Origin of the sequence: Merdibacter massiliensis, assembly GCF_900155395.1 — a bacterium.
GTDB lineage: Bacteria > Bacillota_I > Bacilli_A > Erysipelotrichales > Erysipelotrichaceae > Merdibacter > Merdibacter massiliensis.
This window is the reverse complement of record NZ_LT699726.1, coordinates 184708-209450: the sequence shown is the minus strand read 5'-3', so window position 1 is coordinate 209450 and position 24743 is coordinate 184708. Positions and strand designations below refer to the sequence as shown.

Sequence of the window (24743 nt, the reverse complement as noted above, 5' to 3'; positions counted from 1 at the left end):
TGGAAAACTGTATTTTATTTGATAAATAACGGACTTTTTACGTTTTTTTTGATGTGGAAATACAGTGGATACATTGTGGATAGATGTGGATATCTTAGTGGACACCTAGTTTTGCTTCAATTTGTTCAACTGCAGTTTTGAATAACGGATCTTGTTTGATCATTTTTTTGGCTTTTTCATAAGAAGACATAATAGTAGAATGATCTCTATTTCCAAAAGAAAAGCCAATTTTCACAAAAGGAACCTGCAAATGTTTCCGGCATATATATACAGCTATATGCCGCGCATTGGATATCTGTTTTGTTCTAGATTTTGATTCGATCTGATTTTTTGTTAATCCATAATACTCGCAAACACAAGTTTTTATTTTGCCAATGCTTAGATCTTCATCTACAACAGTAACAGGTTCGTTGCTGAATACAGATTGTGCAAATTTAAGATCGATAATACCAGGATTTTCTAAGATAGCTTTAAAAAATAGTTCATTTAAAGATCCTTCCAATTTCCGTACATCGCTTGAAAATTTAGTTGCAATAAAGTCTAGCACTTCATCTTCTATCATAATAGACTCATTTCTGCCTTCAATTTTTTTCTTCAAGATAGCCTTGGCAGTTTCAAATTCAGGAGAACCTACACGTACTTTCAAACCGCTTAAAAAACGTGAAATTAAACGATTTTCGATCCCTTTCAATTCACTTGGATGAATATCGCTAGTAATTATGATCTGCTTATTCTCAGCAATGAGTTTATTGTATAAATTAAAAAATATTTCTTGAGAAGCAGATTGCTTCATTCTTTGTATATCATCAATTAATAGAAAATCACATTCCATAAAACGAGCTTTGATATCTTCAACACTGTTTCCTTGAACATTTTTATTTTTCATGGCTTCTATCAATAATGTGACGATATCCTCACTGTAGATATAAATGACTTTTGCTTCTGGTTGATTTTCCTTTAAATAATTTCCAATGGCATGAAGTAAATGGGTTTTACCTAATCCAGAATTACCATAAATCATCAAAGGATTATTAAATTGCCCTGGATAATTACAACATGCAATGGAAGCCGCATATGCTTCTCGATTACTTTTTCCAACAACAAAATTATCAAAAGTATAAAGTTTATTAAAACGCTGTTCAAATAAAGAATCTGTCTGTTTTTTGATCATGACATTTGGCATGATTTTTTCAACATCTTTATGTAATATAAGTTGTATCGTATATTCACCATCTGCTATTTGAGATAGACTGCGTTTCCATTGTTCTAGACTTCCAGAAATAATGGAACTAGATACATTGTTTGGTACCGTAACCAAAGCTACATCACCGTTCATACGAAATAATTTAGTAGGTTCGATATAAGTTGTATAAATTGCATCATCATAGAGCTTGCTTTCTTTGATCAGCTTTAAAACTGCATCCCATATTTCTTGATACCGTATTTCTTCTTGGCTGTTCATGGCAACCTCCTCTCTATTCTTTTAACATTCTACTATAAATAGAAATAAAATACTATGCAGCTTTTGTGGAAAAAATAATTAATTTTATAATAAAAAAATTAGTTTTCCACATGAAAAGTGGAAAAAATAGAGATAAATATCGATGATTTATGAGTTATCCACAATATCCACAGTAATTAATAGTGGAAAAATAGACTGTGGATAAGCTTAAATGTGGAAAAGTGGATAACCAGAAGGAGATTCGTGATATAAAGTGGATAAGTTGTGGATAAATATACAGGATAAATATCATTTTTTTTACAGTTTTCCACATTTTCCACATCATGTGGAAAAGTGGATAAAAATAACTGTGGATAGGATGTGGAAAAAAGAATAGAATAGTGGAAAATACTTTAAATATCAATAAAATCTAATTTAGGAGCAAGCAGTCAGAATGAACAAAATTTATTGACTTTTAGATAGAGATTATGTATAATTTGTTAGCAATGCTCAAAATGTGTATAAAAGAAAGAAATCGGAGGTGTCAGTTGTATGAAAAGAACATATCAGCCGAGCAAAAGAAAACACCAAAAAACGCATGGGTTCAGAGCCCGTATGGCTACTGTAGGAGGACGTAAAGTTCTAGCACGTCGTCGTAAAAAAGGTAGAAAAGTGTTATCAGCATAAAAATCACCTTCGGGTGATTTTTTTGTGAATAGAATGGATGAGGTGGACGTATGAAGAAAATATATCGCGTCTGTAAAAGTTACGAATTTAATGAAATTTTGAATGAAAAAAATTTTTATGCTAATCCATCTTTTGTTATTTATGTCAAGCCAAGAGCTTTGGAACATGCAAGAGTGGGTATTTCAGTGGGAAAAAAATTAGGAAATGCAGTCGTACGAAATAAAATTAAACGGCAGGTACGTATGATGGTTGATGAATTATTTGATTTTACGGAAAAATATGACACGATTATCATTGTTCGACCAAAATACCATCAAGAAAACTATGGAAACAACAAAAAAGGGTTGGAAAGATTAAAGAAAAAAGTTAAAATAGTATAGTATATAGATATGCGATTAAATGATGTATAAAAAGTAAGCGAGGAGATTGTAGATGAAGAAATTTTTTAAAAATAAAAAAGGACTGTTATTCATCTGTTTGATCATAATGGTTTCTTTGACCGCATGTTCTTCACCACGTGGCAGCGATGGTAAAACGAAAGTAAATGAGATTATCGCATCAGAAACATTCGAAGTTCAGAAAAAGAATGTCAATGTTACAGAAGTTCCAGAAGAAATGAAAGCTGAGTATGAAAAATTAAGTGATGATGATTATATTACGATTGAAGCTACATCTTTTGGAGACGCAATGAATACAGGATGGTTTAATGGATTGATCGTTTGGCCAATCGCACAATTGATCAATTTTATTGCAAGTAAAACAGATGCTGGATTTGGAATTATTGGTGCAACTTGTTTGATTCAGTTACTGGTATTTGCATTTACGGTAAAATCACAGGTTTCATCACAAAGAATGCAGATGTTGCAGCCTGAATTACAAAAAATTCAAAACAAATATGCTGGAAAATCAGATGAACGTTCTAAGATGATGCAGGCACAAGAAATGCAAGCATTATATAAGAAGAATAATATTTCCCCATTTGGTTCGATCTTAGTCATGTTTATTCAGTTGCCGATTCTGATGGGTATGTATTATGCAACTATGCGTGCAAGTGCTATTGTTGTTGGATCATTTGGTTCTATTGATTTGTCAAGAACACCATTAGCCGGCTTACAAGGCGGACAAATCTCTTATATTGTAATCTTCGTATTAATGGTTGTATTTAACTTCTTGTCATATAAAATTCCGCAATGGCTGCAAGCTTATGAAAAGAAGAAACATCATGTGAAAGAAAAGAAATATGCGCAGCCTAAACAAAGCGGAGGCATGATGGGAAATATGAACATGATGATGTATATGAGTACGGCAATGATTGCTATTTTAGCCTTCTCATGGCCTTTAGCAATGTCATTCTACTGGTTAGTATCCTCTATTTTCCGTGTATGTCAGAACTTAGTTGTACATAAAGTCTTTATTTCAAAGAAAGCAGCATAAAGGAGGAAGACTGGAATGACCTTAAAAGTTTATACTGGTAAGAATCTAGATGAATTGTTAAAAAGTGTTGCCGAAGAAAAAGGTGTTTCTGTTGATGATTTAACCTACACAGTAAAAGAAGAAAAAAGCGGCTTTTTAGGAATTGGCGGCAAGGTAGAAGCTGAGGTATACTGCAGCAAAGACATTGAAGAATTCATGAAAAATTATCTTGATCAATTCTTTGAAAATATTGAAATGCAGGCAGATGTTGTTGTTATAAATGATAATGGTTTTTACCGCATCAATATCGATGCAGAAAATAATGCAGTTTTAATTGGAAAAAACGGCAGGGCTTTGCAGTCATTAAATACAATCGTAAAAGCTGCAGTATCTGCAGAATTTAGAAAGAAAATCGGTGTATTAATTGATATTAACGGTTATAAACAAGATAAATACAAAAAAGTTTGTGCATTGGCAATGCGGGTTGCCAAAGATGTTAGACGAACAAAGACAGATGCAATCTTAGATCCAATGCCAGCAGACGAAAGAAAGGCAATTCATAATCATTTGGCCGATATGGAGAATATCTCTACGGTTAGTGAAGGAGAAGGAAATCAACGCCGATTAAAAATTCTTTATACACCAGATAAAGAGTAGTTTATCAAAAGTCATTCATTTGAATGACTTTTTTTGTAATAAATGAAAGAAATAGACAGAAAAGGGGAGAATGTCCACTTTTAGCACTCAACACTTTACAGTGCTAAAAGTTTGACTATAATGATAAGTGTAATCGGGGAAGGCCCGATGGAAAGATTTCATGCAGATGCAAAAAAAGCATTGGATGAGAAAACAACTGGAGGCGATGGATATGAAATTCTTCCCAAGAACAAATGATTTATTTGATACAGTATTTGATGATATGTTTACATCACCGATCTTCACATCACGAAATGATATGGCAATGAAGACAGATATCACGGAGAAGGATGGTAATTATCTATTAGATATGGAACTGCCTGGATGCAAGAAAGAAGATATACATCTGGAATTGAATGACGGATATCTGACGGTGAGCGCATCAAGGAACACGAATACGGAGGATAAGGATGAAAAAGGCAATCTGATCCGCCAAGAGAGATACAGCGGAAGTTTCTCGCGAAGCTTTTATGTAGGAGAGAAAGTAAGCGAAGAAGATATCAAGGCAAGTTATGAGAATGGAGAATTAAAGATCACATTCCCTAAAGAAGTGAACAAGCTGCCTGAAAAGAAGACAATTGCTATTGAATAACTAGGTAAAAAATGTTAGTGAATCATTCACTAACATTTTTTTATTTTATTCATGAATTATGCTAGAATGGAAGCATTGATTATAAAGTATAAAGGAGTGACGATAATGGGATTTCAGAATTATCAATTTCAAAAAACGATTTTATTTGATTTAGATGGTACATTATTGCCTATGGATATGCGAAATTTTGAAAAAAAATATTTTATGGAATTAAGTAATAAGCTAAAAAATCGTATCCATCCAAAAGAACTATATAAAGTAATCTGGGATGGGACAAAACAAATGGTATTGAATGATGGTTCTAAGACGAATCAAGAAGCTTTTCGTCAATATTTAAATGAACACACAATACTAAATTATGATGAATGTGAAAATGAATTTATGGATTTTTATAAAAATGATTTTCAAAAATGTGTGACTGCATGCAATTTAACAGAACTAAGCAAAAAAATTGTCGAAGAGCTACAAAATAAAGGTTATCAAGTGGCAATCGCAACAAATCCTATTTTTCCAGAGATAGCAACTTATTCTCGCTTAAAATGGTTAAATATAGAACCTGAACGTTTTCCATTAGTCACTACATTTGAAAATTCTCATTATGCTAAGCCTAATCCTAAATATTATGAAGAAGTGTGTCATAAATTAAAAGTAAAACCGGAAAATTGTATTATGGTAGGAAATGATGTAAAAGAAGACGGTGTTGCAATGAAATTAGGAATGGAAGTAAAGTTGATCGAAGATTGTTTGTTAAATGCAGATCAGTTACCTATTAATTCTTTTGAGAAAGGGTCATTACTACAATTTTATAATTGGTGCAGGAATATTCCGATAAATAAATAATGTAAAAAATTACTTAAACAGTAATAAATATCTATGTAAGGGATTACATACTAAAAGTATAGTAACTATTTACATAGATATTTTTTTTATTATAGTATGTACGTACTCAGTTAAGGCCTTAAAAGAGAAAAAAAGAGGAGAATGAATATGAAAAAATTTAATGTATGTATCGTTGGTGGAGGAAGTACATATACACTTGGATTTTTGAAATCTTTTGTACGATTAAAAGAAGAATTTCCTTTAAATAAACTAGTATTGTTTGATATTAATGAAAAACGTCAAGAGCCAATTGGAAAATATGGAGAAATCATGTTTTCTGAACGTTATCCAGAATTAGAATTTGCGTATACAACAGATCCTAAAACTGCATATGAAGGCATGGACTTCATTTTTATGCAAATGCGTGCTGGTGGCTTGCAGATGCGTCGTGAAGATGAACATATCCCGTTAAGCATGGGTATGATTGGACAGGAAACTTGCGGAGCAGGTGGAATGGCATATGGACTTCGTTCATGTGTTGATATGATCGAAGCAATTCATCAAATTCGTACTTATTCACCGAATGCATGGATTTTAAATTATTCAAACCCTGCTGCTATTGTTGCAGAGGCTTTAAGAAGAGAATTTCCTGAAGATAAACGAATCTTAAATATTTGCGACCAGCCTGAAAATGTTGTTCGTTCTACTAGCCGTTTGTTAGGATGTTCTTGGGAAGATCTGGATCCAGTATACTTTGGTTTGAATCACTATGGTTGGTTTACACATATGTATGATAGAAAAACTGGTGAAGATCTGCTGCCAAAGATTCGTCAAATCATTAAAGAAAAAGGATTTTTGCCACAAGATGCAGAACAACGTGATCAGTCTTGGCTGGATACATATGGATTTGTACAAACAATGATGGAAGATTTCCCAGATTATTTGCCAAATACATATGATGGATATTATCTATATCCAGACTACAAAGTAAGTCATTTAAATCCGGAATACACACGTGCGGATGAAGTTATTGCAGGACGTGAAACACGTGTATTCAAAGAGTGTGAAGAAGTAATTAAAGAAGGAAAATTAGGGGATAAATTCCATGCTATTTCTGATGCACATGCAGAAATGATGATCAAGGTTGCTGAAGCAATTGCTTATAACACAAACGGACGTTTCATTCTGATTGTTGAAAATGATGGTGCAATTGCAAATATGCAAAAAGACGCAATGGTAGAAGTTGTATGCGAATTAGGTATCAACGGTCCACGTCCAATGCGTGTAGGAAGCATTCCACAATTCTATTTAGGATTGCTGGTTCAACAAGTATCATGTGAAAAATTATTAGTGGATGCTTATTATGAACATTCATATCAGAAAGCATTGCAGGCATTTACTCTGAACCGCTTGATCAATGATGCGAAGAAAGCACGCAAAGTCTTGGATGCTTTGATTGAAGCAAATAAAGGAATGTGGCCAGAATTAAAATAATAATAATTACATAGAAAGGGTATATATATGAAGAAAGGTAAAATAATGAACTTCTTCTCTGATTTAGGAAGAAGTTTGATGATGCCAATTGCAGCATTAGCTGCATGTGGTATCGTTCTTGGTCTGACATCTGCATTGATGAAAGAACAAGTTCTTAACGTCCTCCCGTTCTTAGCTAGCGGTGTTCCATACTTTATCGTTTCTACTTTAAATAAAGTTTCTAACATTGTATTTACTTTATTGCCTGTATTATTTTCAATTTCTATTGCTATGGGACTTGCAAAAGAAGATAAGGAAGTTGCTGCTTTTGCCGGATTCCTTGGATATTATGCATTCTTAGTTGCAAGTCAATGTACAATTTCATCAGGATTTATGGATTTTAGTGCATTGAATATTGCAGCAACATTAGGTGTTGAAACAGTCAATATGGGTGCGTTAGGTGGTATCATTTCTGGTTTGGTTACAACTTGGCTGCACAACAAATATCATAAAATTTCTTTCCCGGCAGCAATCGCATTCTATGGAGGAAAACGATTTGTTGCATTAGCCGTTATCATGACAATGGCTGTTATTGGTTTGCTCATTCCTCTTGTTTGGGAACCAATTTCAGTAGGTATCAATGCATTAGGTGATCTGATTCATGCTGCAGGTGCATTTGGAGTATTTATCTTTGGTACTTTGGAACGTCTGCTCATTCCAACTGGTTTGCATCACGTATTGATGTGCCATAATTCATGGTGACGAGTTCAGTTGCCTTGAATAACAGATGGACAGGGACACGATCAACTGGATTCGGACAAAATCGAATACAGGAGGTCGATATGGAAGAATTAAGAAACCGTATCCATGATGACAGCAACGGTCTGGACTACATTCTTGTCGGCGATTACTACATACCAGACCTGAAGCTGCCGGAGGAAAGCCGCCCCATCGGTAGGTGGGGCCGGATGCACAAGGCATATCTGCAAGAACACCGCTCCGGCCAGTACAATGACCTGCTTCTGTCGGGAAAACTCTGGACGTATCTTGCCGACCTGAACGAGCAGGCCGCTGACCGGCTGGCGTGTATCATCTCGCAGATGCAGGCGGCGGAAGGTGTTACCGAGGAACTGAAAGCCCGTGACCAGCTTGCCTGGGTCGGAGCCATGAACAGCATCCGCAGCCGGGCAGAGGAAATCATCCGGTCTGAGATGATTTATGTTTAAGGAGGTGCATGTCTATGAGATACCGTATCGAATATGCTGATGGACGCTGCTGTAACTTTGCCAATGGCAGGGCTGACCTGCTGGAATGGCTGAAACTGCTGAAGCAAGAGGAAATCTCCGACATCCGCAAAGTATATAAAAGCGGTGTGTCGGATTCCGTCCTGGAAACATACCGGAATTATATCCGTCCAGCATAAGGAGGGCCGCTTATGGGGACAGATATTGAAAAACTGGTTGATTTGATGATTCAGGAGAGGATGCAGAGCCAGTTTGCTAAGTGGCGGGAGGCAGAAACCGGCAAGGAGAAAAAAGCTGACTACCTTCGACTGGAAACCGAGTATCAAAAAGCGGTCAGCGCATTATCCGAGGAACAGAAGGACGCTGTAAAGAATTATTGCGATTCCATTTTCGATTCCGGCGCAGAAAGCGAATGCTTCTTTTACCGGCTGGGCCTTAAAGATGGCATCCGGCTCTGGAAGTTTATGAAAAAGCTGATGAAAACGGTCAGCTAACGGATGTACAACAGCATATTTTATTCCGCCCGCAAACGGGTCGAAAGCCGTCCAACGGTACAGGTTGGGCGGCTTTTCTGTTACCTGCGTTTCTTGCGTTTGGGCGCATAGTACGGCTGCGGCTTGACCTTCCCCCTCATGTTGTTGGGATTTTTGAGCATCTTGGACAGGCTCAGTATCCGCAGGAACGCCGAAAAGTCCTCCGAGGAAATCTTCTCAAATGGTATCTGCATCCTGTCACAAAATTCATGGATTACCATTTCCTCCTGGCTGCCCTGTTCAAGTGCCTGCTCAAACTTTTCCTTGACGTCATCCAGCGTGGGCTGTGGGTCGGCGGTGGTCTTGTCCTTCAGGTGAGCTTCCCGTATATCCTGGACGATGTTATCCAGGTCATCGTGCATGACGTGGCTGTAAAAGTCGCTTTCCTGCACCTGCCCCAGTTCCAGCGTCCGCACATAGAGGTCATCTTCTCCGGGCGCATATTTGCTGAGGACGGTCTGCCGGGTGACCTCCATCACCAGATTCATCTGCTCCACCCGCATATTGGCGATCCGGTCGATACAGATTTCCATATCCACCATCAGCCGCCGGAAGTTTGGGTGTGTAGCCAGTTCGCAGAGAAGCCGGTTGTTAATCTTACCACTCCGCAGAAGTTCAATCATCTCATCGTTCAAATGGAGCGACTGCACATCGGCGTTGGGAACCTCCTTGTTATCGGTCAGCCCCATCAGATAGTCGGCGGACACGCCGTAAAAATCCGCCAGTGTCGCAATCGCAAACGGGCTGATGTCCTTATAGTCATCGCTTTCATATTTTCCCAGCGCCGATCTGGACAGGCCGGTCTGCTCCGCCAACTGTTCCAGCGTCAGGTGTTTGTCCACCACCCGCAAGTCTTTGAGCCGCTCCGGGATTGACAGCTTTGTGTACATCCAATGCCCCCTCTCTCGTTATCGTTTTTTCAGTGAATACACCTATTATAGCACGATTCCATAAGCGTGGAAATATGCGGATTTCGAGCGTTTTTCCAACGTCTTGGATATACGGGAGCAGCCCCCTTTTTTCGGTAAACTGGTTCTTGCAGACAGGCACTGAACCTTGAAAATCGAATGACCGGCTGCAAGGGGTATGACCTCCGGGAAAGTGACGCCAGGACAGAAATCGAGCGCACCAAAGAGGCCGATACGCCGGGAGAAATTCCGGGTAGGAGCGGCTTGCAGGCAGACCGGCGGACAGAAACAAGTTTATCATGCGGGACGTAAGGCTCCGCAGCAAAGAAATGGAGGAAATCATTATGAAACTGAGCATGAAGGAAAAGAAGATTCTCTATGCTTTCGCCTGTCCCAGCCACCACAATACGGTGACACGGCTGAAATGGCTGACGGCCCTGACGGTTGACCCGGAGGCCAAACGCCGGATGCTGGGGCTGGCCCGGAAGGTGGAGACGGAGGTGGACGAAAGCTGGTACGAGGATTTTTACCATCATCTGCGTATGGAGATGGACGAGTACCGCCGTCTCAAGCGCAGCCTGCGTGTGCTGAAATCTTACAATGATTATGAGGAGGATTTATATGAGGAAGCTGTCTAAATATGAGAAAGAAACCATCATCAACTGGAACGAGGCGGAGAACCTTGCCAGCGTCTACACCTTCAACGTCAGCTTGAAGCGCAGGCTGGCGGAGTTCAGCCGGAAGTATCCGCTGCTGTGCCGGTTGGAGCGCAGTACGCCGGAGGGGAGCGTGACCTATGTGCTGGACAAGTCCCGGCTGTCGATCCGGCTCATCCCGCCTTACAGCGAGGAACGGAAAGCCGCCGCCAGCGCCTATGCAAAGGAGCATGGTTTTCAGGTGGTGACGGCAGAAGAAAAAATCGCCTGAAATCGGGGCGATTACGGTCAAAATGCCGGGTCTGCACTCGGTGTTTTGACCGGCAATCCCCGCAGGCGTATTCCGTATCCACTTCCCGCTGATGAGCGTAAATGTGTGGATGCGGAGCCGGTGAAACTGGCGGAAACCGCTTCTGCGGTGGAAGCCAGCTTCGCCGGAGCGGGAGTACAGAGGGCGGCAGGCCCTTTGTGGCTGGGTGCAGGGGCGGCAGCGCACTGCTGGGGTCAAGGGGTGCGGGTCGCCAGTGGCGACCTTTGCAGCAAAGCTGCAAAAGCACCGACCGAGGCGGAAGCCGAGACCAAAGCCCATTGGCAGGTTAAGGGCGGCAGCCATTATCGGGTCAAGGGCGAAGCGCCTTGCCCAGGGAAAGTTGATGCCTGCGTCAACTTGTACTGGGTATTACCTGACGCAAAATTCGCAGGATTTGCGGCTTCGCCGCCCCTTCCCCGGCCCCAGAACATCTTCGCAGGAAGGAGGAAATCTGTTTGAAACTGACACGACACAATGGACGCTCCGGCAAGCATGGCACCTATAATCCCCGCCACAATGACCGCCGGTTCGATGTGGAGAACAGCGAACACATTGACGCAGAACGGGCAAGGCAAAATGTCTACTGGGACTGCTACCGGGGCTTTACGACACACGAGTTCCGGGAGAACCCGGAGCAGCCGGATTTCAGCTTTGAGGAAATCGAGCGGATGTACTACTACGAGCATTACGGCGGCCATGTGGAGGCCCAGAACGCCCGGAATGAGAAAACCCGGCACACGGAGCGCAACCGCACCGTGGAGGACTTGCTGAAAAACAACAAGACCTGCCCGGAGGAAAGCATCTACCAGATCGGCACGATGGGAGAATCCGTCCCGCCGGATACGCTCTTTTCCATTGTCAATGAATTTTATGAGGAATTTGAGCGCCGCTTCGGTTCCCATATCCACATCTTAGACTGGGCGCTCCATCTGGACGAGGGGACGCCCCACATCCATGAGCGGCACGTCTTTGACTGCGAGAACCGCTACGGGGAGCTGTGCCCCCAGCAGGAAAAGGCGCTGGAAGAACTTGGCATCCCTCTCCCCAACCCGGAGAAGCCCAAAGGCCGGAACAACAACCGCAAGCAGACCTTTGATGCGGTCTGCCGGACGATCCTGTTTGACATCGCCAGACGGCATGGGCTGCATCTGGATCAGGAGCCGTCCTACGGAGGGCGGGACTATCTGGAAAAACAGGATTATATCCTGATGAAGCAGAAGGAGCAGCTTGCGGCGCAGGAGCAGAAGCTGGAAGAACTGACGCTCAAAATCGAGGACGTGGAGACTCTGTTAGATGATGTTTCCGATGCGGCCTATGACAAGGCGGTGGAGGTCGTGACCGATACCGTCCGGCAGGAGACGCACAAGGAAGATATTCGTTTGATTGAGGAAACGAAAACGTGGGTGCTTTCGCCGGAACGCAAGGCTCCAAAGAAGGAACGTGAGTATGCCGCCGCCCGTCTGGATGGGGTCATTAACAAGATTAAAAATGTCATGCAGACTGCTCTGGCGAAAATCCAGCGGACGCTGATGCAGCCGGAAGTCAAGCAGGCCGGGAAGGAGCAGGTCAAGAAGAAAGCCAAAGAATCCATTATGGATATGCTGGCAAAGACAAAGATCAACGCTGATCGGGATAACCGGGAGCGTTGGGAACGGGAGGGGCGGATCGCCCCTACAAAGGAACAGGATATGGAGTTGTAAGGCATCTGATTTCCTGCGGAAACCGGGTGCCTTTTTCTCTGTCTGGAGGTGAGAAAATCGAATGTGTTTGAGGCGGTAAAGCAGGCTGTCCCCACACGGCAGGCTGCGGAATCCTACGGAGTGCAGGTCGGCAGGAACGGGATGGCCTGCTGTCCCTTCCATGATGACAAACATCCCAGCATGAAGGTTGACCGCCGGTTCCACTGCTTCGGCTGTCAGGCGGACGGGGATGTGATCGACTTTACCGCCCGTCTGTTCGGGCTGAACAAAAAAGAGGCGGCCTTGAAGCTGGCGGAGGATTTCTCGGTCAGCTTTGACGCCAAAGGCCATGACCCGCCCCGCAGGAGGCCGGTCAAACGGAAAATCAGCGAGGAACTGCGCTACCGGCAGGCAAAGCAGAAATGTTTCCGGGTGCTGTGCGATTACCTGCATTTGCTGGAACGCTGGGAGAAAGAGTATGCCCCACAGACGCCGGAGGAAACATGGAACCCGCTGTTTGTGGAGGCCCTGCAAAAGAAGCCGTACACCGAGTATCTGCTGGATATTCTTTTGTCCGGCAGTATGGAGGAACGGGCCTGCGTGGTCGCTGAATACGGAAAAGAGGTGAGGAAGATTGAGCAGCGAATATCAGAGTTTACCGCCAGCCACCCGGCAGGCCGCCATGAGCGCAGCCGAAGCCTTAGCGCCGGAGCAGAGCGTTGACGAGGTGCGGGAAAGCCTCTCTGTCACCGAGAAGGGCCAGCCCGCTAACACCATCGGTAACTGCCGGACAGTGTTCTGCCATGACCCGCTGCTGCGGGACGCCATCCGGCTGAACCTCCTGACTGACCGGGTGGACATCGTGCGGGATTTGGGCTGGCGCAGGAACACCAGTGCCCTGACGGATACGGATGTGAAGTATCTGCTTCTCTATTTTGAGCAGAACTACGGCCTGACCAGCGAGAAGAAAATGACGGCGGCCCTGTCCATCGTGGCGAATGAAAACTGCTACCATCCCATACAGGACGTGCTGAACGGCCTTGTCTGGGACGGGACGCCCCGTATCCGCTCCTGTCTCCATCACTTCTTAGGTGCGGACGAGAGCGACTATGTGGAGGAAATGCTGAAACACTTTTTGCTGGGGGCAATCCGGCGGGTATTCCGACCCGGCTCCAAATATGAGGAAATGCTCTGTCTGGTGGGCGGGCAGGGTGCCGGGAAGTCCAGCTTCTTCCGCCTGCTGGCGATCCGGGACGAGTGGTTTTCCGATGACTTAAAAAAGCTGGACGATGACCGGGTGTTTTTGAAGCTGCAAGGCCACTGGATTATCGAGATGTCGGAGATGCTGGCTACCAGCAGCGCCAAAAGCATAGAGGAAATCCGCTCGTTCATCAGCCGCCAGAAGGAAACCTACCGCACACCCTATGAGGCCCAGCCCAAAGATCGGCTGCGGCAGTGCGTGTTCGGCGGTTCTTCCAACACGCTGGACTTCCTGCCCCTTGACCGGGCCGGGAACCGGCGTTTCCTGCCGATCATGATTTACCCGGAGAATGCGGAGGTTCACATTTTGGAGGACGAGGACGCCTCCAGAGCCTATCTTTTGCAGGTGTGGGCGGAGGCCATGACCATTTACCGCAGCGGGAAGTATTCCATGAAATTCAGCAAGTCCATCCAACGGCAGCTTGTGGAGGTGCAGAAGGATTTTATGCCGGAGGATACCGAGGCTGGGCAGATACAGGGCTTTCTGGAACACTACACCGGCAGCATGGTCTGCTCCAAACAGCTGTTCAAGGAGGCGTTGGGCCACACCTATGACGAGCCGAAGCGGTGGCAGCTGCACAATATCAACGAGATTATGAACACGGTGGTGACAGGCTGGAAGTCGTTCTCCAATCCGAGGATGTTCGCCGGATACGGCAGGCAGAAGGGCTGGGAACGGGACGTTTCCGGCAACGAACTGCCCGGCAACGAAGATGGATTTGTGGAACTGAGCGAGGAAGAATGCCGCCAGTTGGAACTTCCGAAGGAGTGGATCGCCTGAAAATGGTGTTCTGTTGCCGGGATGGTTGCCGCTTGGTTGCTGGGTTCGTTGCCGGGGATTTTCCGGTCTGGATACGGAAAAAGCCTGTAAATAAGGCGTTTTCTAATATCTATCTCTATTTCCGGCAACGAAAGCAACGAGACTTTTCAAGAAAATTCACAAAGTAAGATTTGCAGGTCAGACGATAGTTTACAGGTTTTCAGAGGTTCGTTGCCGGACTTCGTTGCCGGTGCTGCCGTCCGGCCTGTCACTCTATGGAGGTAGCCTATGGGAAAAAGCAAAAATCAGAAGAATAAAGTCCGTTTTGTGGTGGTGCGGGAGTTCTCCGGGGAGAAGTCCATGCGGGAAGCCTTTGAGCAGCTGATCGAGCGCCAGACCTGCGAACACTTCGAGGAATGGCTGGAACATCGGGAAATGGCGGAGAATGCTGCGTAAAAACGGTTGATTCAGGGGCAGGGACATGGTACTATAATGGTATCGTGTCCCTGTTCATAGAAGGAGAACGCTATGAGCAGGAAAAAACAAGTCTATGAGAAAATCACCGCTCTCTACTGCCGTATCTCTCTGGATGACGGCGGCGACAATGAGAGCATGAGCATCAGCAACCAGAAAATCATGCTCCGGGACTTCGCTGAAAAGCATGGAATGTTCCAGTATGAGTATTATGTGGATGACGGCTATACGGGCCGCAATTTCAACCGCCCTGCCTTCCAGCGCATGATCGCTGACATTGGGGCAGGGAAAATCGGCTGCGTCATCACGAAAGACCTATCGAGGCTCGGCAGGAATTATATCGAAGCCGGAAGCTATATCGAAATCTTTTTCCCCAAACACAATGTGCGCTATATCGCCGTCACGGACGGTGTGGACAGCCTGACCCGTCAGGAAATGGACATCACGCCTTTTAAGAATATCCTGAACGATATGTACAGCCGGGATATTTCCAAAAAGGTGCTGGCGGGACGCATGACCCGTTCCCGGCAGGGAAAGTTTTGCGGCGGGCAGCCGCCTCTTGGCCTGATGCGTGACCCGGAGGACAAAGGGCATCTGATCCTTGACCCGGAAACAGCGCCGGTGATCCGAAAAATTTATGATATGGCACTGGACGGCTGGGGCTGTATGCGGATCGCAAAGCAGCTCATGGATGATAAAATCCCCATCACCAGAGTAAAAAGCAATACAGAATGTGACGTGAACTACTATTCATGGGGGAGCGCAAGGATCAGCCATATCCTGCGGAATCCCTTTTATAAGGGCGCACATCTTGTCTGCCGGACACATCAGAAAGGCATCCGCTCCAACACCTATGACATTATCCCCCGTGAGGAATGGGAGGTCATTGAGGGCTGCCATGAGGCGATTGTGACGCCGGAAGAATGGGAACAGGTGCAGGAAATCATTGACCGCAGGCCAACCATTATGAAAGGCAACGCCTGCCCCTTCTATAACCTGTTCCACGGATTGGTTTACTGCGCCACCTGCGGGAAGTCCATGCAGGTGCGGTATGAAAAAGTCGGCAGAACCGGGAAGAACCGTTTCACCGGCGAGATGCGTGAGCCGATTGATAAGGCATACTATATCTGCCAGACCTACAACCGGCTGGGCAAAAACGCCTGTACCAGCCACAAGATTGAGGCAAGGGATTTGTACAATCTGGTGCTGAAGGATATACAGGAATTGGCGGAGCAGGCCATGAAGGACGCCGATGCGTTCTACCAGCGGCTCAGCAGCCGGATGGAGCGCCGGTATCTGGTGGACGCTTCCCAGACAGAGAAGGAACGGAAACGGCTGGAAGCTCGGAATCAGGAAATTGACGGGATGGTTTTAAGCCTGTACACGGATAAGGCAAAAGGCATCCTGACCGAACAGCGGTTTATGAAGCTGACGGCGGCGCTGGAACAGGAGCAGGAAGCCAACCAGAAACGCCTGCACGATCTGGCGGTGATGCAGAGCCGGGCGGATGCCCAAGAAAGCGAAGTCCGCACCTTTATCAAGGAAATCCGGCGCTATGCCGCCATTGAGGAACTGGACGAGGCGATACTGAACCGGCTTATCAGCAAAATCCTGATTGGCGAGGTCAAGAAGGTGGACGGTCAGAAGGTGCAGGAGGTCAGGATCGTGTATAACTTTGTCGGGGAAATCCCGGAGATTGCAGCGTAACGGTTTACCTCACCTCTCTTGTTGAGAGGTGAGTTTTTTTGCGTTCGAGACTCATGATATTATGAGATTATCTTGAATGTTCATGCACATCATGTTACAATAGTCACGAATTCAAGAGCGAATGGAGATTTTGTCATGTTGGTTAGTTATGATAAGCTATGGAAAATACTAATAGATAAAAAAATGAATCGGACTGACCTAAAGGAGCACGCGGGGATTAGTTTTAATATACTTGCCAAAATGGGACGCAACGAATTTGTATCGATGGAAAGTCTCTATAAAGTATGTACGGCACTGAACTGTGATATTGGCGATATAATGGAGTTTACAAGCAATGAACAAGATTGATTATGTCGTAACCTCGACAACAAAGTATATCGAGCAAATGACTAAAGCCCAAAGAAAAAAATACGGACAATTCTTTACAAGTAAAGAAACTGCTGTGTTCATGGCAGAATTATTTGACTTACAATCTGCCTCTGGAACTGTTTCGATTCTTGATCCTGGTGCTGGCTCTGGTATTCTTTCGACTGCATTGATTGAGCGAATGCTGGATGTCGCTGCGATTACTAAAATCAAACTGGTTTGCTATGAGAGTGATACTAATATTTTGGAGTTGCTACGTTCAAACATGGATTGGGTGTGTGCTCATGCTTCAAAGCCAATAGAGTATGAAATTGTGGCGGATAACTATATCCTTTCACAAATGGCAGACTATAATCATATGTTGTGGGAATCGCCTAATCCACCCAAATATGACTATGTCATTGGCAATCCTCCATATATGAAGATCCCAAAAGATGCACCGGAGGCCTTAGCAATGCCGGATGTCTGTTATGGAGCGCCGAATTTATACTTTATCTTTGCTTCAATGAGTCTATTCAACCTTAAAAGCGATGGAGAAATGGTATATATCATTCCCCGCTCTTGGACTTCGGGCGCCTATTTCAAAAAATTCCGTCAAAAGTTTTTAGATGAGGGTGCCTTAGAGCATATCCATCTATTTGTAAGTCGTGATAAAGTATTTGAAAAAGAAAGTGTGCTGCAAGAAACCATCATTATCAAGGTGAAAAAGGCAAAAAACAAACCTCAAAATGTCACAATAACGACTACACAAAGTAATGCTGATTTTTCCCAAAAGACAGTGTTCCATGCCCCTTATGATACGGTTGTGAACGGCAAGGATCAATATGTGTATCTGGTTACAAATGCTAAAGAAGTCGAAACTTTAGAGAGACTAAACCGATTGCCTAATACTTTACCTAGCATTGGTCTTAAAATGAAAACTGGCTTAACGGTCGATTTCCGAAATCGTGAGGCATTACGAGATCATGCGGAAGCAACGGCTGTTCCATTATTTTATTCTCAACATATAAAAAACGGAAAAGTTGAGTTCCCGATTGGCAAAGAACATGAATATCTCGTCACCGAACAAAATGGGCTTTTACAAAAAAATTCAAACTATCTTTTTGTAAAAAGGTTTACAGCCAAAGAGGAACATCGAAGACTTCAATGCGGAATTTATTTAGCTCGTAAGCATCCTGAATACAGAGAAATCAGCACACAAAATAAGATTAATTTTATTTGTGGATTGCATGAATTATCTGAGTGTGTGGTATACGGTTTATATGTACTATTTAATTCCACTCTATATGATTGCTATTATAGAATTCTGAATGGATCTACGCAGGTAAACTCTACTGAAATAAACTCGATGCCAGTGCCGCCAATGAACACGATTGAGGCTATGGGTAAAGCGCTGATTCGTAGTAAGGATATGTCAGAAGCCTCTTGTGACAACATTTTAAGGAGCTTTATATGAGTAAATTAACAGATGCAAAAGAAATTTTGAATGCACTACAAGTCCCTGCAAAACAGCAAAATGGAATGTGCTGCTGTGTATTGCTTGCTATGGCAGGCCTAACGGAAGACATCCCCTGGTCGGATGCCACAAATAATTGGATTCGGATACATGATGTAATTGCTTTTGCCAATAGCCATTATGGAATGACTTATGCAGAGAACAGCCGAGAAACTTTTCGCAAGCAGGCGATGCATCACTTTAGAAACGCTGCATTTATTGAGGATAACGGTAAAGCAACAAATAGCCCAAATTATCGCTATCGTCTGACGAACGAAATGTTGAGACTGATTCAAAGTTTTGGACAGGATATGTGGGAGCAACAGTTGACCACATTTCTAAAAAACCATGACTCGCTTATTGAGTTATATGCTTCTAAGCGATCTATACAGAAGATGCCAGTAAAGATTAATGGGGCAGATTTCACTTTCTCACCAGGAAAACACAATCAGCTCCAAAAAGCAATCATCGAAGAATTTGCACCTCGTTTTGCACCGAATGCCGAGTGTCTCTATATCGGAGACACTATTGAAAAGGACTTGGTTAAAAATGAAGCCAAACTATGGGAGTTAGGATTTTCCATTACGCTGCATGATAAAATGCCGGATGTTGTTCTGTATTCCGAAGAAAGAAACTGGCTCTATTTTATAGAGGCGGTAACATCTGTAGGGCCTATGGAGCCGAAGCGTATCAAAGAAATTGGTGAAATGACCAGCGGCGTAACAGCTGGGAAAATCTATATTACTGCTTTCCTGGACTTCAAAACATTTAAGAAGTTTTCTGAAACGCTTGCTTGGGAAACAGAGGTTTGGATTGCTGACATGCCGGATCATATGATTCACTTGAACGGCGACAAGTTCTTAGGGCCACGAGAAAAATAACACTCTGTTGACTTAGATTAAAATGGTGGGGAGGGACGTTAAACATCGGATGAACTACATAAAATTATTGCACATAGAGGGCTTCAAGAAATTTGTCTCCCTTGATGTGCCGTTTAATGAACATATGAATATTCTTGTTGGCGAAAATGAGGCTGGAAAAAGTACGATTTTGGATGCTCTAAAAACCGTACTGAACCAGCAATATCGAACCGCAGATAAATCTGTATTGCGAGATTTATTTAATGCACAGATGGTTGCTGAATTTCGTGCAAATCCTAGCGTCAATACTCTACCTAAAATCTATATTGAAGTAGAATTGGTGCTTGATCCGCAAGAAAAAAATGCTTCATACTTTTACGGAGAGGTGTATGGGCGGAGGCAGCAGCAGACCGAGAAGTACGGCATTCGCTTTGAATGTAAGTATGACGAAGAACTCGGCGTTGGTATGGAGCAATCAATCTTAGAGGGTAAAATTCCTTATGAGTACTATGCTTTGACATGGACAACCTTTGCTAACCGCCCATACCAGATTATCAAAAGACCGCTAAACTTCTTGTCAATTGACACAACTAACGGTGCGGCAGCTTCATCATTTAATTATTACAACAGAACTCTATTTACAAGTAGATACGATGAAGCAACCAGAGCAAGAGCAAAAAACGAATTTCGTTCCAAATTAGAGGATGTTCTTGAAGCTGCTAATTTACCGCCAATCAGTGAGAACAGAAAATTCGGTATAGATAGTAAGAAGGTCGTCTTGGAAACTATTCTTTCTGTGTATGAGGACTCTATTGCCTTAGAAAATCGTGGTAGCGGAATGGAGAGCCTTATTAAGACGCAAATTGCTCTATCCAGAACGAGCGGTTTAGATGTCATTCTGATGGAGGAGCCAGAGAATCATCTTAGCTTTTCGACCTTGCAAAAAATGCTTCAGGAAATTTCTGGCCAGCAGGACAATTCGCAGATAATTTTAGCCACTCATAACAATATGATTGCCAGTCGGTTAAATCTAAATAATGTTTTGTGGATCACTTCAGATGGTGTTAAGACACTGGCAAATGTAGATGAAGATGTAGCAAAATTCTTTGTGCGAGCAGATGATAATGCCTTTTTACAATTACTGCTGTCCAAAAAGGTTTTTCTTGTTGAAGGGGCGACAGAATTTCTCCTTCTCCCTATGTTCTACGAACAAATCACCGGACGTGCTATTGAAAAAGATAGTGTTTCTATAATTTCTTGCAATGGTATTTCTTATAAGCGATACCTTGAGATTGCAAAAGCTACCGATAAAAGAATTGCAGTTATTACCGATAATGACGAAGAACCTTTCAGAATTGAGGAAGCTAATGCCTTTAATCGATCCAATAATTTGCAACATATTTTTATGGGGGCTACGACAGATGAGTGGACATGGGAAGCCTGTATTTATAAAGTAAATAAAGATGCTTTGGATGAAATGATTACTGTTCAGGCAGGAGCAGAGTATAAATTTCATGGTAAAGATTATGGCGCTGTATTAGGAAAAATGTTAAACCATAAGGTTGATGTTGCCTATCAGATGCTAACCTCGAATACCACATTTGTGGTGCCGCAGTATATAAAGGATGCAATCGGATGGCTAAGCGAGTAATTTTGGCAGTAGCTGGTGCGGGGAAAACCTATCACATTTGCCATGAGATAGATCCCCAAAAGCGAAATCTCATATTGGCTTTCACTCACGAAAATATTCACAACATCCAAAAAGAGCTTTATGATGCTTACAAGTGTATGCCGGAGTTAACAACTGTGGCAACATTTGATTCATTTGTTTATCATGAATTGATACTTCCTTATGAACCGAGCATAGGGGAGCATTTTGGACAGCCTGGGTTTGTTAGCTGTGGAATTTGTATGATAGACCCTCCGCCTCAAAGAATAAAAACTAAAACAGGAAAATCCATTGCGAATCCGCTTTATGAGCCCAAAGATCAACTTGCACACTATATTACGGACAGAAAACAGTATTACTGTGCTACTTTATCGGAACTGGCCTTACAGGTGAAGAAAAAGCGAGAGTCACTTATAAAGAGAGTGGCAGCAAGACTGAATATGTTTTATGACTGTGTGCTGATAGATGAGTTTCAGGATTTTCGGGAGCATGACTATGATTTGATTATAGCATTGGCGAAACAACTGAACGATGTTGTACTTGTCGGTGATTATTATCAGCACTCCGTTTCGGCAACTAATAATTCTGGAAGACCCTTTAAGAAAAAGTCTGTAGATGTCAGCTATGATGAATTTATCGGTGAGTTGGAACGTGCGGGATTTGAAGTGGACATAACCACTCTGGATAAATCCAGACGTTGCTCTACAGAAGTGTGTGAATATGTAAGCAACAAACTTGGCATCGAAATTATGTCTTTCGGTACAAATCCCGGATCGGTAATTTGGGTAGATGAAAATGCGTCACGCGTACTCGAAGATCCGTCTATTATAAAATTGGTCTACAAAGGTGCGTCACGTTACACGTTCAGGGCAATGAATTGGTCGTACTCTAAAGGAGATACTGTAGATGCGGCTTGTGTAATTTTAACAGATGATTTTGAAAAATTGGCTGATGACAGTTTTTCAACAAACCGTATCTCTGTTGTAACCCTTAACAGGCTATATGTTGCAATGACACGAAGTCGTGGCAATTTATATCTGATGCGCTTTTCGACTTTCAAAAAAATCCGCGATTCATACATTAAAGTATAAGGGTTTTAGCTGCTGCTAACAATTAAAATCCTTACGTTTATACCTTACAAAAAATTCATATAGAGTACATATTGCACAAAAAGGCAGACACTATTGAAGATGAATTTCTTTGATAGCGTCTGCCTTTTTTGAATTCATCACTTGACATTGTGGCAAAGAACTCATTATTCCGTACAACACCTCTTGGTGGTGTATATGATGGCGTTGAGGGATGCTTAAATATATTCTTGCAATATGTAGATAAAGTTCCTCTGTCTGAATTACAACCATTTACTCAATTCTTAGGACAAGGAAAAATGCCATTCATGATGTTTGGTCTTCCAGCAGCAGCTCTTGCTATTTATCGTACTTCTCCTTCCGAGAAGAAAGGTAAAGTAAAAGCATTGATGATTGCTGGTGTAGCAGCAAGCTTCGTTTCTGGTATTACTGAACCATTGGAATTCTCATTCATGTTTATTGCTCCAGTATTGTTTGTATTCCATTCAATCATGGGCGGTATCTCTTTCATGCTGATGTCTGTACTTGGTGTTATCATTGGTAATACAGGTGGAGGTATCATTGATTTCTTCATCTGGGGTGTTTTCCAACCAGGATCAAATTGGTATTGGGTAATCGTTGTTGGTATCTTCTATGCATTTATTTACTACTTTGTATTCAAGTGGTATCTTACTAGAAAAAATATCTCGATTGATGTATCAGAAGAAGACGATACTGCGGATTCAAATGTAAGCTTAGATGAAAAACAACGTCAAACAGCAGCTTTGGTAATCGAAGGTCTAGGTGGATTTGATAATGTCGTAACAGTAAATAACTGTATTTCTCGACTTCGTGTAGATGTAAAAGACATGTCTCTAGTAAAAGAAGATATCTTGAAAAAGACAGGATCTATGGGAATTGTGAAACCAAGCGATACACATATTCAAGTAATATATGGACCTAAAGTTGAATCAATTGCGGATGCTGTTCGTGAAGTATTGAAATACTAATATATTAAAATAGGCAGCAGTCATTCACTGTTGCCTATTGTTTATTGTATTGTTATAAATGAGATCAATCAAGATTTGGATAAAAATCAATGTTTTTGTCTTAAAGCTAAAATCAACATTATGAAGATAATGACCAGGTTCTCTGGTATTGATATAGTAATGAACTAATTCTTCTATCTTATGATTTTCTTCATCTGTGATATAAATGATCGTTGAACCATTATTCTTTAAAGTCTCTATGACATCAAGATAACGTTCATTGTATCCGTGTGAAGTAATCATAAACATCAAAGTATTCGCATCTGTATTTTCTGCAATCCCACGCAGCAAATGCCGCCATTCTATATAGATGCAGGAAAAATCTAAAGAAGATAATACACTGTATAGATAATGGGCTGGAATAGAACTCATGGCAGATCCATAAATATAGATCGTGGAATAAGAATGAAACATCTTGCTGATCGTTTCTAATTGATCAAAAGGAATCAACTGTATCGCATCTTTGAATCGAGAGAGATGAAAATTAAAATAGGAATCTAAAGATAAATCATTTTCTGTTATATCTTCTAATTGTGAACGAATGGCAAATTTAAATTCATGAAAACCTTGATACCCTATTTTTTGACAAAAACGGACGATCGTTGCATTCGAGATATATAATTTTTGACAAATATCTTGTAAGTTTTGATGAATGATTCTTTTTGGATCTTCTTGAATATAATCAAATAATAATTTTTCGGATGCGGTCAAATCAATATTTTTCACTTTTTCTAACAATGGAATCATAGATCTATTCCCTCCTTCATTTTTACGTAATAACCAATCAACATGGAAAGTATGTAAAAGATGGGAATGCGAGAAGTGATATCTGCCCCTTCATTTTCTCTTTGATCGGTAAAAAAATGCAAATGATAAGGAGTTAGCTGGGAAATCGTATTATTATTAAAAGGAGTAATGGAAATCAGATACATGGATTTTATATGAGCTAATCTTGCAATGCGCAAAGACGGTTCATATGTACCGCTCGTACTGATGATAAAAATGATTGCTTTTTTCTTTAATGATCGTACCACATGTTCACACATACGGGCTGATTCATATTTATATACATTCTGTCTGCCGCAAACAAATAGCAGTTTTTCAAAATAATCGACCACTACCGAGGTGATGCCGCCAGGAGCCCATAAAAATAAAGGTAAATCACTGTTGATCAAAGATACGATTTCTATAAATTGATCATTTTTTATCAGATTGGATGTTCCTTCAATGTCTGTAATAATGCTGTTTTTGATCATCTGATTACTTATTTTTGCTAAATCAGGTACTTGAGATTCATTTTCCATATCTTTTCGAATAATATATTTTAATTCGGAAAAACCGGAAAGACCAATTTTTTTACAAAATCGAAGAATAGTGGCAGAAGAAAAAGAGACAGATTTGGAAAGTTCTTGAATGCTCATATGGATGACATCATCTGAATGTGCATACACAAATTTTAAAATAGTTAATTCATTTTCACTTAAATTTTGTATTATTGTATTATTAAGATGAAGATTGAGCATATGATCAAGTCCTTTCTAGTTATTAACTATATTATTTATTATATAGGAAGTTCAAAATAATC

Annotated in this window: 28 protein-coding genes; 24 read left to right on the top strand and 4 right to left on the bottom strand. The window is 42.1% G+C overall.

Annotated features, from left to right (window positions below; all coding sequences use genetic code 11):
- Positions 1-94: 94 nt before the first annotated feature.
- The gene (dnaA, locus tag BQ9859_RS07590) at positions 95-1462 is read right to left on the bottom strand and encodes a chromosomal replication initiator protein DnaA (protein WP_075877607.1); all 1368 of its coding nucleotides are present in this window, start codon (positions 1460-1462) and stop codon (positions 95-97) included.
- 531 nt (positions 1463-1993) lie between these two features.
- On the opposite strand from dnaA, the gene rpmH reads away from it, so the two are divergent.
- The 11 genes from rpmH to BQ9859_RS07535 all read left to right on the top strand — a co-directional run bounded on the left by rpmH (position 1994) and on the right by BQ9859_RS07535 (position 8859).
- Entirely contained in the window at positions 1994-2128 is a 135-nt protein-coding gene (rpmH, locus tag BQ9859_RS07585) for a 50S ribosomal protein L34 (protein ID WP_075877606.1), read from the top strand.
- Between the two features lie 50 nt (positions 2129-2178).
- Positions 2179-2508 (top strand): ribonuclease P protein component, encoded by a 330-nt coding sequence (rnpA, locus tag BQ9859_RS07580; RefSeq protein WP_075877605.1) that lies wholly within the window; start codon positions 2179-2181, stop codon positions 2506-2508.
- A 52-nt stretch (positions 2509-2560) separates the two neighbouring features.
- Positions 2561-3562, top strand: a complete 1002-nt coding sequence (locus tag BQ9859_RS07575; RefSeq protein ID WP_075877604.1) for a YidC/Oxa1 family membrane protein insertase — start codon at positions 2561-2563, stop codon at positions 3560-3562.
- Between the two features lie 15 nt (positions 3563-3577).
- Positions 3578-4198 carry a Jag family protein gene (locus BQ9859_RS07570; RefSeq protein WP_075877603.1) on the top strand — a complete coding sequence of 207 codons (621 nt, stop codon included), beginning with the start codon at positions 3578-3580 and terminating at the stop codon, positions 4196-4198.
- A gap of 211 nt (positions 4199-4409) precedes the next feature.
- Positions 4410-4829: an Hsp20/alpha crystallin family protein gene (locus tag BQ9859_RS07565; RefSeq protein WP_075877524.1), complete on the top strand. Its 420-nt coding sequence runs from the start codon at positions 4410-4412 to the stop codon at positions 4827-4829.
- 105 nt (positions 4830-4934) lie between these two features.
- Positions 4935-5669: an HAD family hydrolase gene (locus BQ9859_RS07560; RefSeq protein WP_075877602.1), complete on the top strand. Its 735-nt coding sequence runs from the start codon at positions 4935-4937 to the stop codon at positions 5667-5669.
- Positions 5670-5816: 147 nt separating this feature from the next.
- Positions 5817-7142, top strand: a complete 1326-nt coding sequence (locus tag BQ9859_RS07555; protein WP_075877601.1) for a 6-phospho-alpha-glucosidase — start codon at positions 5817-5819, stop codon at positions 7140-7142.
- Positions 7143-7220: 78 nt separating this feature from the next.
- A complete protein-coding gene (locus BQ9859_RS07550) occupies positions 7221-7883 on the top strand; it encodes a PTS transporter subunit EIIC (RefSeq protein WP_075877600.1) in 663 nt (220 codons plus the stop codon).
- Between the two features lie 80 nt (positions 7884-7963).
- Positions 7964-8347, top strand: a complete 384-nt coding sequence (locus BQ9859_RS07545; RefSeq protein ID WP_075877599.1) for a TnpV protein — start codon at positions 7964-7966, stop codon at positions 8345-8347.
- Between the two features lie 14 nt (positions 8348-8361).
- Complete coding sequence (locus BQ9859_RS07540; protein WP_055149758.1) at positions 8362-8544, top strand: hypothetical protein; 183 nt, start codon at positions 8362-8364, stop codon at positions 8542-8544.
- A gap of 12 nt (positions 8545-8556) precedes the next feature.
- Positions 8557-8859 (top strand): hypothetical protein, encoded by a 303-nt coding sequence (locus tag BQ9859_RS07535; protein ID WP_015559844.1) that lies wholly within the window; start codon positions 8557-8559, stop codon positions 8857-8859.
- An 80-nt stretch (positions 8860-8939) separates the two neighbouring features.
- On the opposite strand, the gene BQ9859_RS07530 is transcribed toward BQ9859_RS07535, so the two are convergent.
- Complete coding sequence (locus tag BQ9859_RS07530; RefSeq protein ID WP_015559845.1) at positions 8940-9788, bottom strand: helix-turn-helix domain-containing protein; 849 nt, start codon at positions 9786-9788, stop codon at positions 8940-8942.
- Positions 9789-10150: 362 nt separating this feature from the next.
- Here BQ9859_RS07530 and BQ9859_RS07525 point away from each other — a divergent pair, with 362 nt between their 5' ends.
- From BQ9859_RS07525 to BQ9859_RS07465, 13 genes are all read left to right on the top strand, one after another.
- Positions 10151-10444, top strand: a complete 294-nt coding sequence (locus tag BQ9859_RS07525; protein ID WP_015559847.1) for a hypothetical protein — start codon at positions 10151-10153, stop codon at positions 10442-10444.
- Positions 10428-10733, top strand: a complete 306-nt coding sequence (locus BQ9859_RS07520; protein ID WP_015559848.1) for a hypothetical protein — start codon at positions 10428-10430, stop codon at positions 10731-10733. Before BQ9859_RS07525 ends, BQ9859_RS07520 begins: the two co-directional genes overlap by 17 nt.
- A 494-nt stretch (positions 10734-11227) precedes the next feature.
- Positions 11228-12472 (top strand): plasmid recombination protein, encoded by a 1245-nt coding sequence (locus BQ9859_RS07510; RefSeq protein ID WP_075877597.1) that lies wholly within the window; start codon positions 11228-11230, stop codon positions 12470-12472.
- A gap of 63 nt (positions 12473-12535) precedes the next feature.
- Positions 12536-13174, top strand: a complete 639-nt coding sequence (locus tag BQ9859_RS07505) for a CHC2 zinc finger domain-containing protein (protein WP_235846410.1) — start codon at positions 12536-12538, stop codon at positions 13172-13174.
- Positions 13134-14492, top strand: coding sequence for a virulence-associated E family protein (locus tag BQ9859_RS07500; RefSeq protein ID WP_075877595.1), 1359 nt, complete (start codon positions 13134-13136; stop codon positions 14490-14492). The genes BQ9859_RS07505 and BQ9859_RS07500 overlap by 41 nt, the downstream gene beginning before the upstream one ends.
- 267 nt (positions 14493-14759) lie before the next feature.
- Complete coding sequence (locus BQ9859_RS12635; protein WP_202613463.1) at positions 14760-14927, top strand: hypothetical protein; 168 nt, start codon at positions 14760-14762, stop codon at positions 14925-14927.
- A 72-nt stretch (positions 14928-14999) separates the two neighbouring features.
- Positions 15000-16652, top strand: a complete 1653-nt coding sequence (locus BQ9859_RS07495; RefSeq protein WP_075877594.1) for a recombinase family protein — start codon at positions 15000-15002, stop codon at positions 16650-16652.
- Positions 16653-16787: 135 nt separating this feature from the next.
- The gene (locus BQ9859_RS07490; RefSeq protein ID WP_075877593.1) at positions 16788-17000 is read left to right on the top strand and encodes a helix-turn-helix domain-containing protein; all 213 of its coding nucleotides are present in this window, start codon (positions 16788-16790) and stop codon (positions 16998-17000) included.
- Positions 16987-18474, top strand: coding sequence for an Eco57I restriction-modification methylase domain-containing protein (locus BQ9859_RS07485; protein WP_075877592.1), 1488 nt, complete (start codon positions 16987-16989; stop codon positions 18472-18474). Before BQ9859_RS07490 ends, BQ9859_RS07485 begins: the two co-directional genes overlap by 14 nt.
- Entirely contained in the window at positions 18471-19394 is a 924-nt protein-coding gene (locus BQ9859_RS07480) for a BsuBI/PstI family type II restriction endonuclease (RefSeq protein WP_075877591.1), read from the top strand. The genes BQ9859_RS07485 and BQ9859_RS07480 overlap by 4 nt, the downstream gene beginning before the upstream one ends.
- A 49-nt stretch (positions 19395-19443) precedes the next feature.
- Entirely contained in the window at positions 19444-21024 is a 1581-nt protein-coding gene (locus BQ9859_RS07475) for an ATP-dependent nuclease (protein WP_075877590.1), read from the top strand.
- Entirely contained in the window at positions 21009-22133 is a 1125-nt protein-coding gene (locus BQ9859_RS07470) for a UvrD-helicase domain-containing protein (RefSeq protein WP_075877589.1), read from the top strand. Before BQ9859_RS07475 ends, BQ9859_RS07470 begins: the two co-directional genes overlap by 16 nt.
- Positions 22134-22261: 128 nt before the next feature.
- Complete coding sequence (locus tag BQ9859_RS07465) at positions 22262-23119, top strand: PTS transporter subunit EIIC (RefSeq protein ID WP_235846409.1); 858 nt, start codon at positions 22262-22264, stop codon at positions 23117-23119.
- Positions 23120-23143: 24 nt separating this feature from the next.
- Here the strand turns inward: BQ9859_RS07465 and BQ9859_RS07460 are convergent, their stop codons facing one another.
- Together BQ9859_RS07460 and BQ9859_RS07455 are read right to left on the bottom strand one after the other, a co-directional pair.
- Positions 23144-23905 carry a MurR/RpiR family transcriptional regulator gene (locus BQ9859_RS07460; RefSeq protein ID WP_075877588.1) on the bottom strand — a complete coding sequence of 254 codons (762 nt, stop codon included), beginning with the start codon at positions 23903-23905 and terminating at the stop codon, positions 23144-23146.
- The gene (locus tag BQ9859_RS07455) at positions 23902-24681 is read right to left on the bottom strand and encodes a MurR/RpiR family transcriptional regulator (RefSeq protein ID WP_075877587.1); all 780 of its coding nucleotides are present in this window, start codon (positions 24679-24681) and stop codon (positions 23902-23904) included. Before BQ9859_RS07455 ends, BQ9859_RS07460 begins: the two co-directional genes overlap by 4 nt.
- Between the last annotated feature and the right edge of the window lie 62 nt (positions 24682-24743).

Excerpts from the sequence above, each read along its gene's own strand:
- dnaA (WP_075877607.1), bottom strand. The coding sequence starts at position 1,462 with ATGAACAGCCAAGAAGAAATACGGTATCAAGAAATATGGGATGCAGTT.
- rpmH (WP_075877606.1), top strand. The coding sequence starts at position 1,994 with ATGAAAAGAACATATCAGCCGAGCAAAAGAAAACACCAAAAAACGCAT.
- rnpA (WP_075877605.1), top strand. The coding sequence starts at position 2,179 with ATGAAGAAAATATATCGCGTCTGTAAAAGTTACGAATTTAATGAAATT.
- BQ9859_RS07575 (WP_075877604.1), top strand. The coding sequence starts at position 2,561 with ATGAAGAAATTTTTTAAAAATAAAAAAGGACTGTTATTCATCTGTTTG.
- BQ9859_RS07570 (WP_075877603.1), top strand. The coding sequence starts at position 3,578 with ATGACCTTAAAAGTTTATACTGGTAAGAATCTAGATGAATTGTTAAAA.
- BQ9859_RS07565 (WP_075877524.1), top strand. The coding sequence starts at position 4,410 with ATGAAATTCTTCCCAAGAACAAATGATTTATTTGATACAGTATTTGAT.
- BQ9859_RS07560 (WP_075877602.1), top strand. The coding sequence starts at position 4,935 with ATGGGATTTCAGAATTATCAATTTCAAAAAACGATTTTATTTGATTTA.
- BQ9859_RS07555 (WP_075877601.1), top strand. The coding sequence starts at position 5,817 with ATGAAAAAATTTAATGTATGTATCGTTGGTGGAGGAAGTACATATACA.
- BQ9859_RS07550 (WP_075877600.1), top strand. The coding sequence starts at position 7,221 with ATGATGCCAATTGCAGCATTAGCTGCATGTGGTATCGTTCTTGGTCTG.
- BQ9859_RS07545 (WP_075877599.1), top strand. The coding sequence starts at position 7,964 with ATGGAAGAATTAAGAAACCGTATCCATGATGACAGCAACGGTCTGGAC.
- BQ9859_RS07540 (WP_055149758.1), top strand. The coding sequence starts at position 8,362 with ATGAGATACCGTATCGAATATGCTGATGGACGCTGCTGTAACTTTGCC.
- BQ9859_RS07535 (WP_015559844.1), top strand. The coding sequence starts at position 8,557 with ATGGGGACAGATATTGAAAAACTGGTTGATTTGATGATTCAGGAGAGG.
- BQ9859_RS07530 (WP_015559845.1), bottom strand. The coding sequence starts at position 9,788 with ATGTACACAAAGCTGTCAATCCCGGAGCGGCTCAAAGACTTGCGGGTG.
- BQ9859_RS07525 (WP_015559847.1), top strand. The coding sequence starts at position 10,151 with ATGAAACTGAGCATGAAGGAAAAGAAGATTCTCTATGCTTTCGCCTGT.
- BQ9859_RS07520 (WP_015559848.1), top strand. The coding sequence starts at position 10,428 with ATGAGGAAGCTGTCTAAATATGAGAAAGAAACCATCATCAACTGGAAC.
- BQ9859_RS07500 (WP_075877595.1), top strand. The coding sequence starts at position 13,134 with ATGAGCGCAGCCGAAGCCTTAGCGCCGGAGCAGAGCGTTGACGAGGTG.
- BQ9859_RS12635 (WP_202613463.1), top strand. The coding sequence starts at position 14,760 with ATGGGAAAAAGCAAAAATCAGAAGAATAAAGTCCGTTTTGTGGTGGTG.
- BQ9859_RS07495 (WP_075877594.1), top strand. The coding sequence starts at position 15,000 with ATGAGCAGGAAAAAACAAGTCTATGAGAAAATCACCGCTCTCTACTGC.
- BQ9859_RS07490 (WP_075877593.1), top strand. The coding sequence starts at position 16,788 with ATGTTGGTTAGTTATGATAAGCTATGGAAAATACTAATAGATAAAAAA.
- BQ9859_RS07485 (WP_075877592.1), top strand. The coding sequence starts at position 16,987 with ATGAACAAGATTGATTATGTCGTAACCTCGACAACAAAGTATATCGAG.
- BQ9859_RS07480 (WP_075877591.1), top strand. The coding sequence starts at position 18,471 with ATGAGTAAATTAACAGATGCAAAAGAAATTTTGAATGCACTACAAGTC.
- BQ9859_RS07475 (WP_075877590.1), top strand. The coding sequence starts at position 19,444 with ATGAACTACATAAAATTATTGCACATAGAGGGCTTCAAGAAATTTGTC.
- BQ9859_RS07470 (WP_075877589.1), top strand. The coding sequence starts at position 21,009 with ATGGCTAAGCGAGTAATTTTGGCAGTAGCTGGTGCGGGGAAAACCTAT.
- BQ9859_RS07460 (WP_075877588.1), bottom strand. The coding sequence starts at position 23,905 with ATGATTCCATTGTTAGAAAAAGTGAAAAATATTGATTTGACCGCATCC.
- BQ9859_RS07455 (WP_075877587.1), bottom strand. The coding sequence starts at position 24,681 with ATGCTCAATCTTCATCTTAATAATACAATAATACAAAATTTAAGTGAA.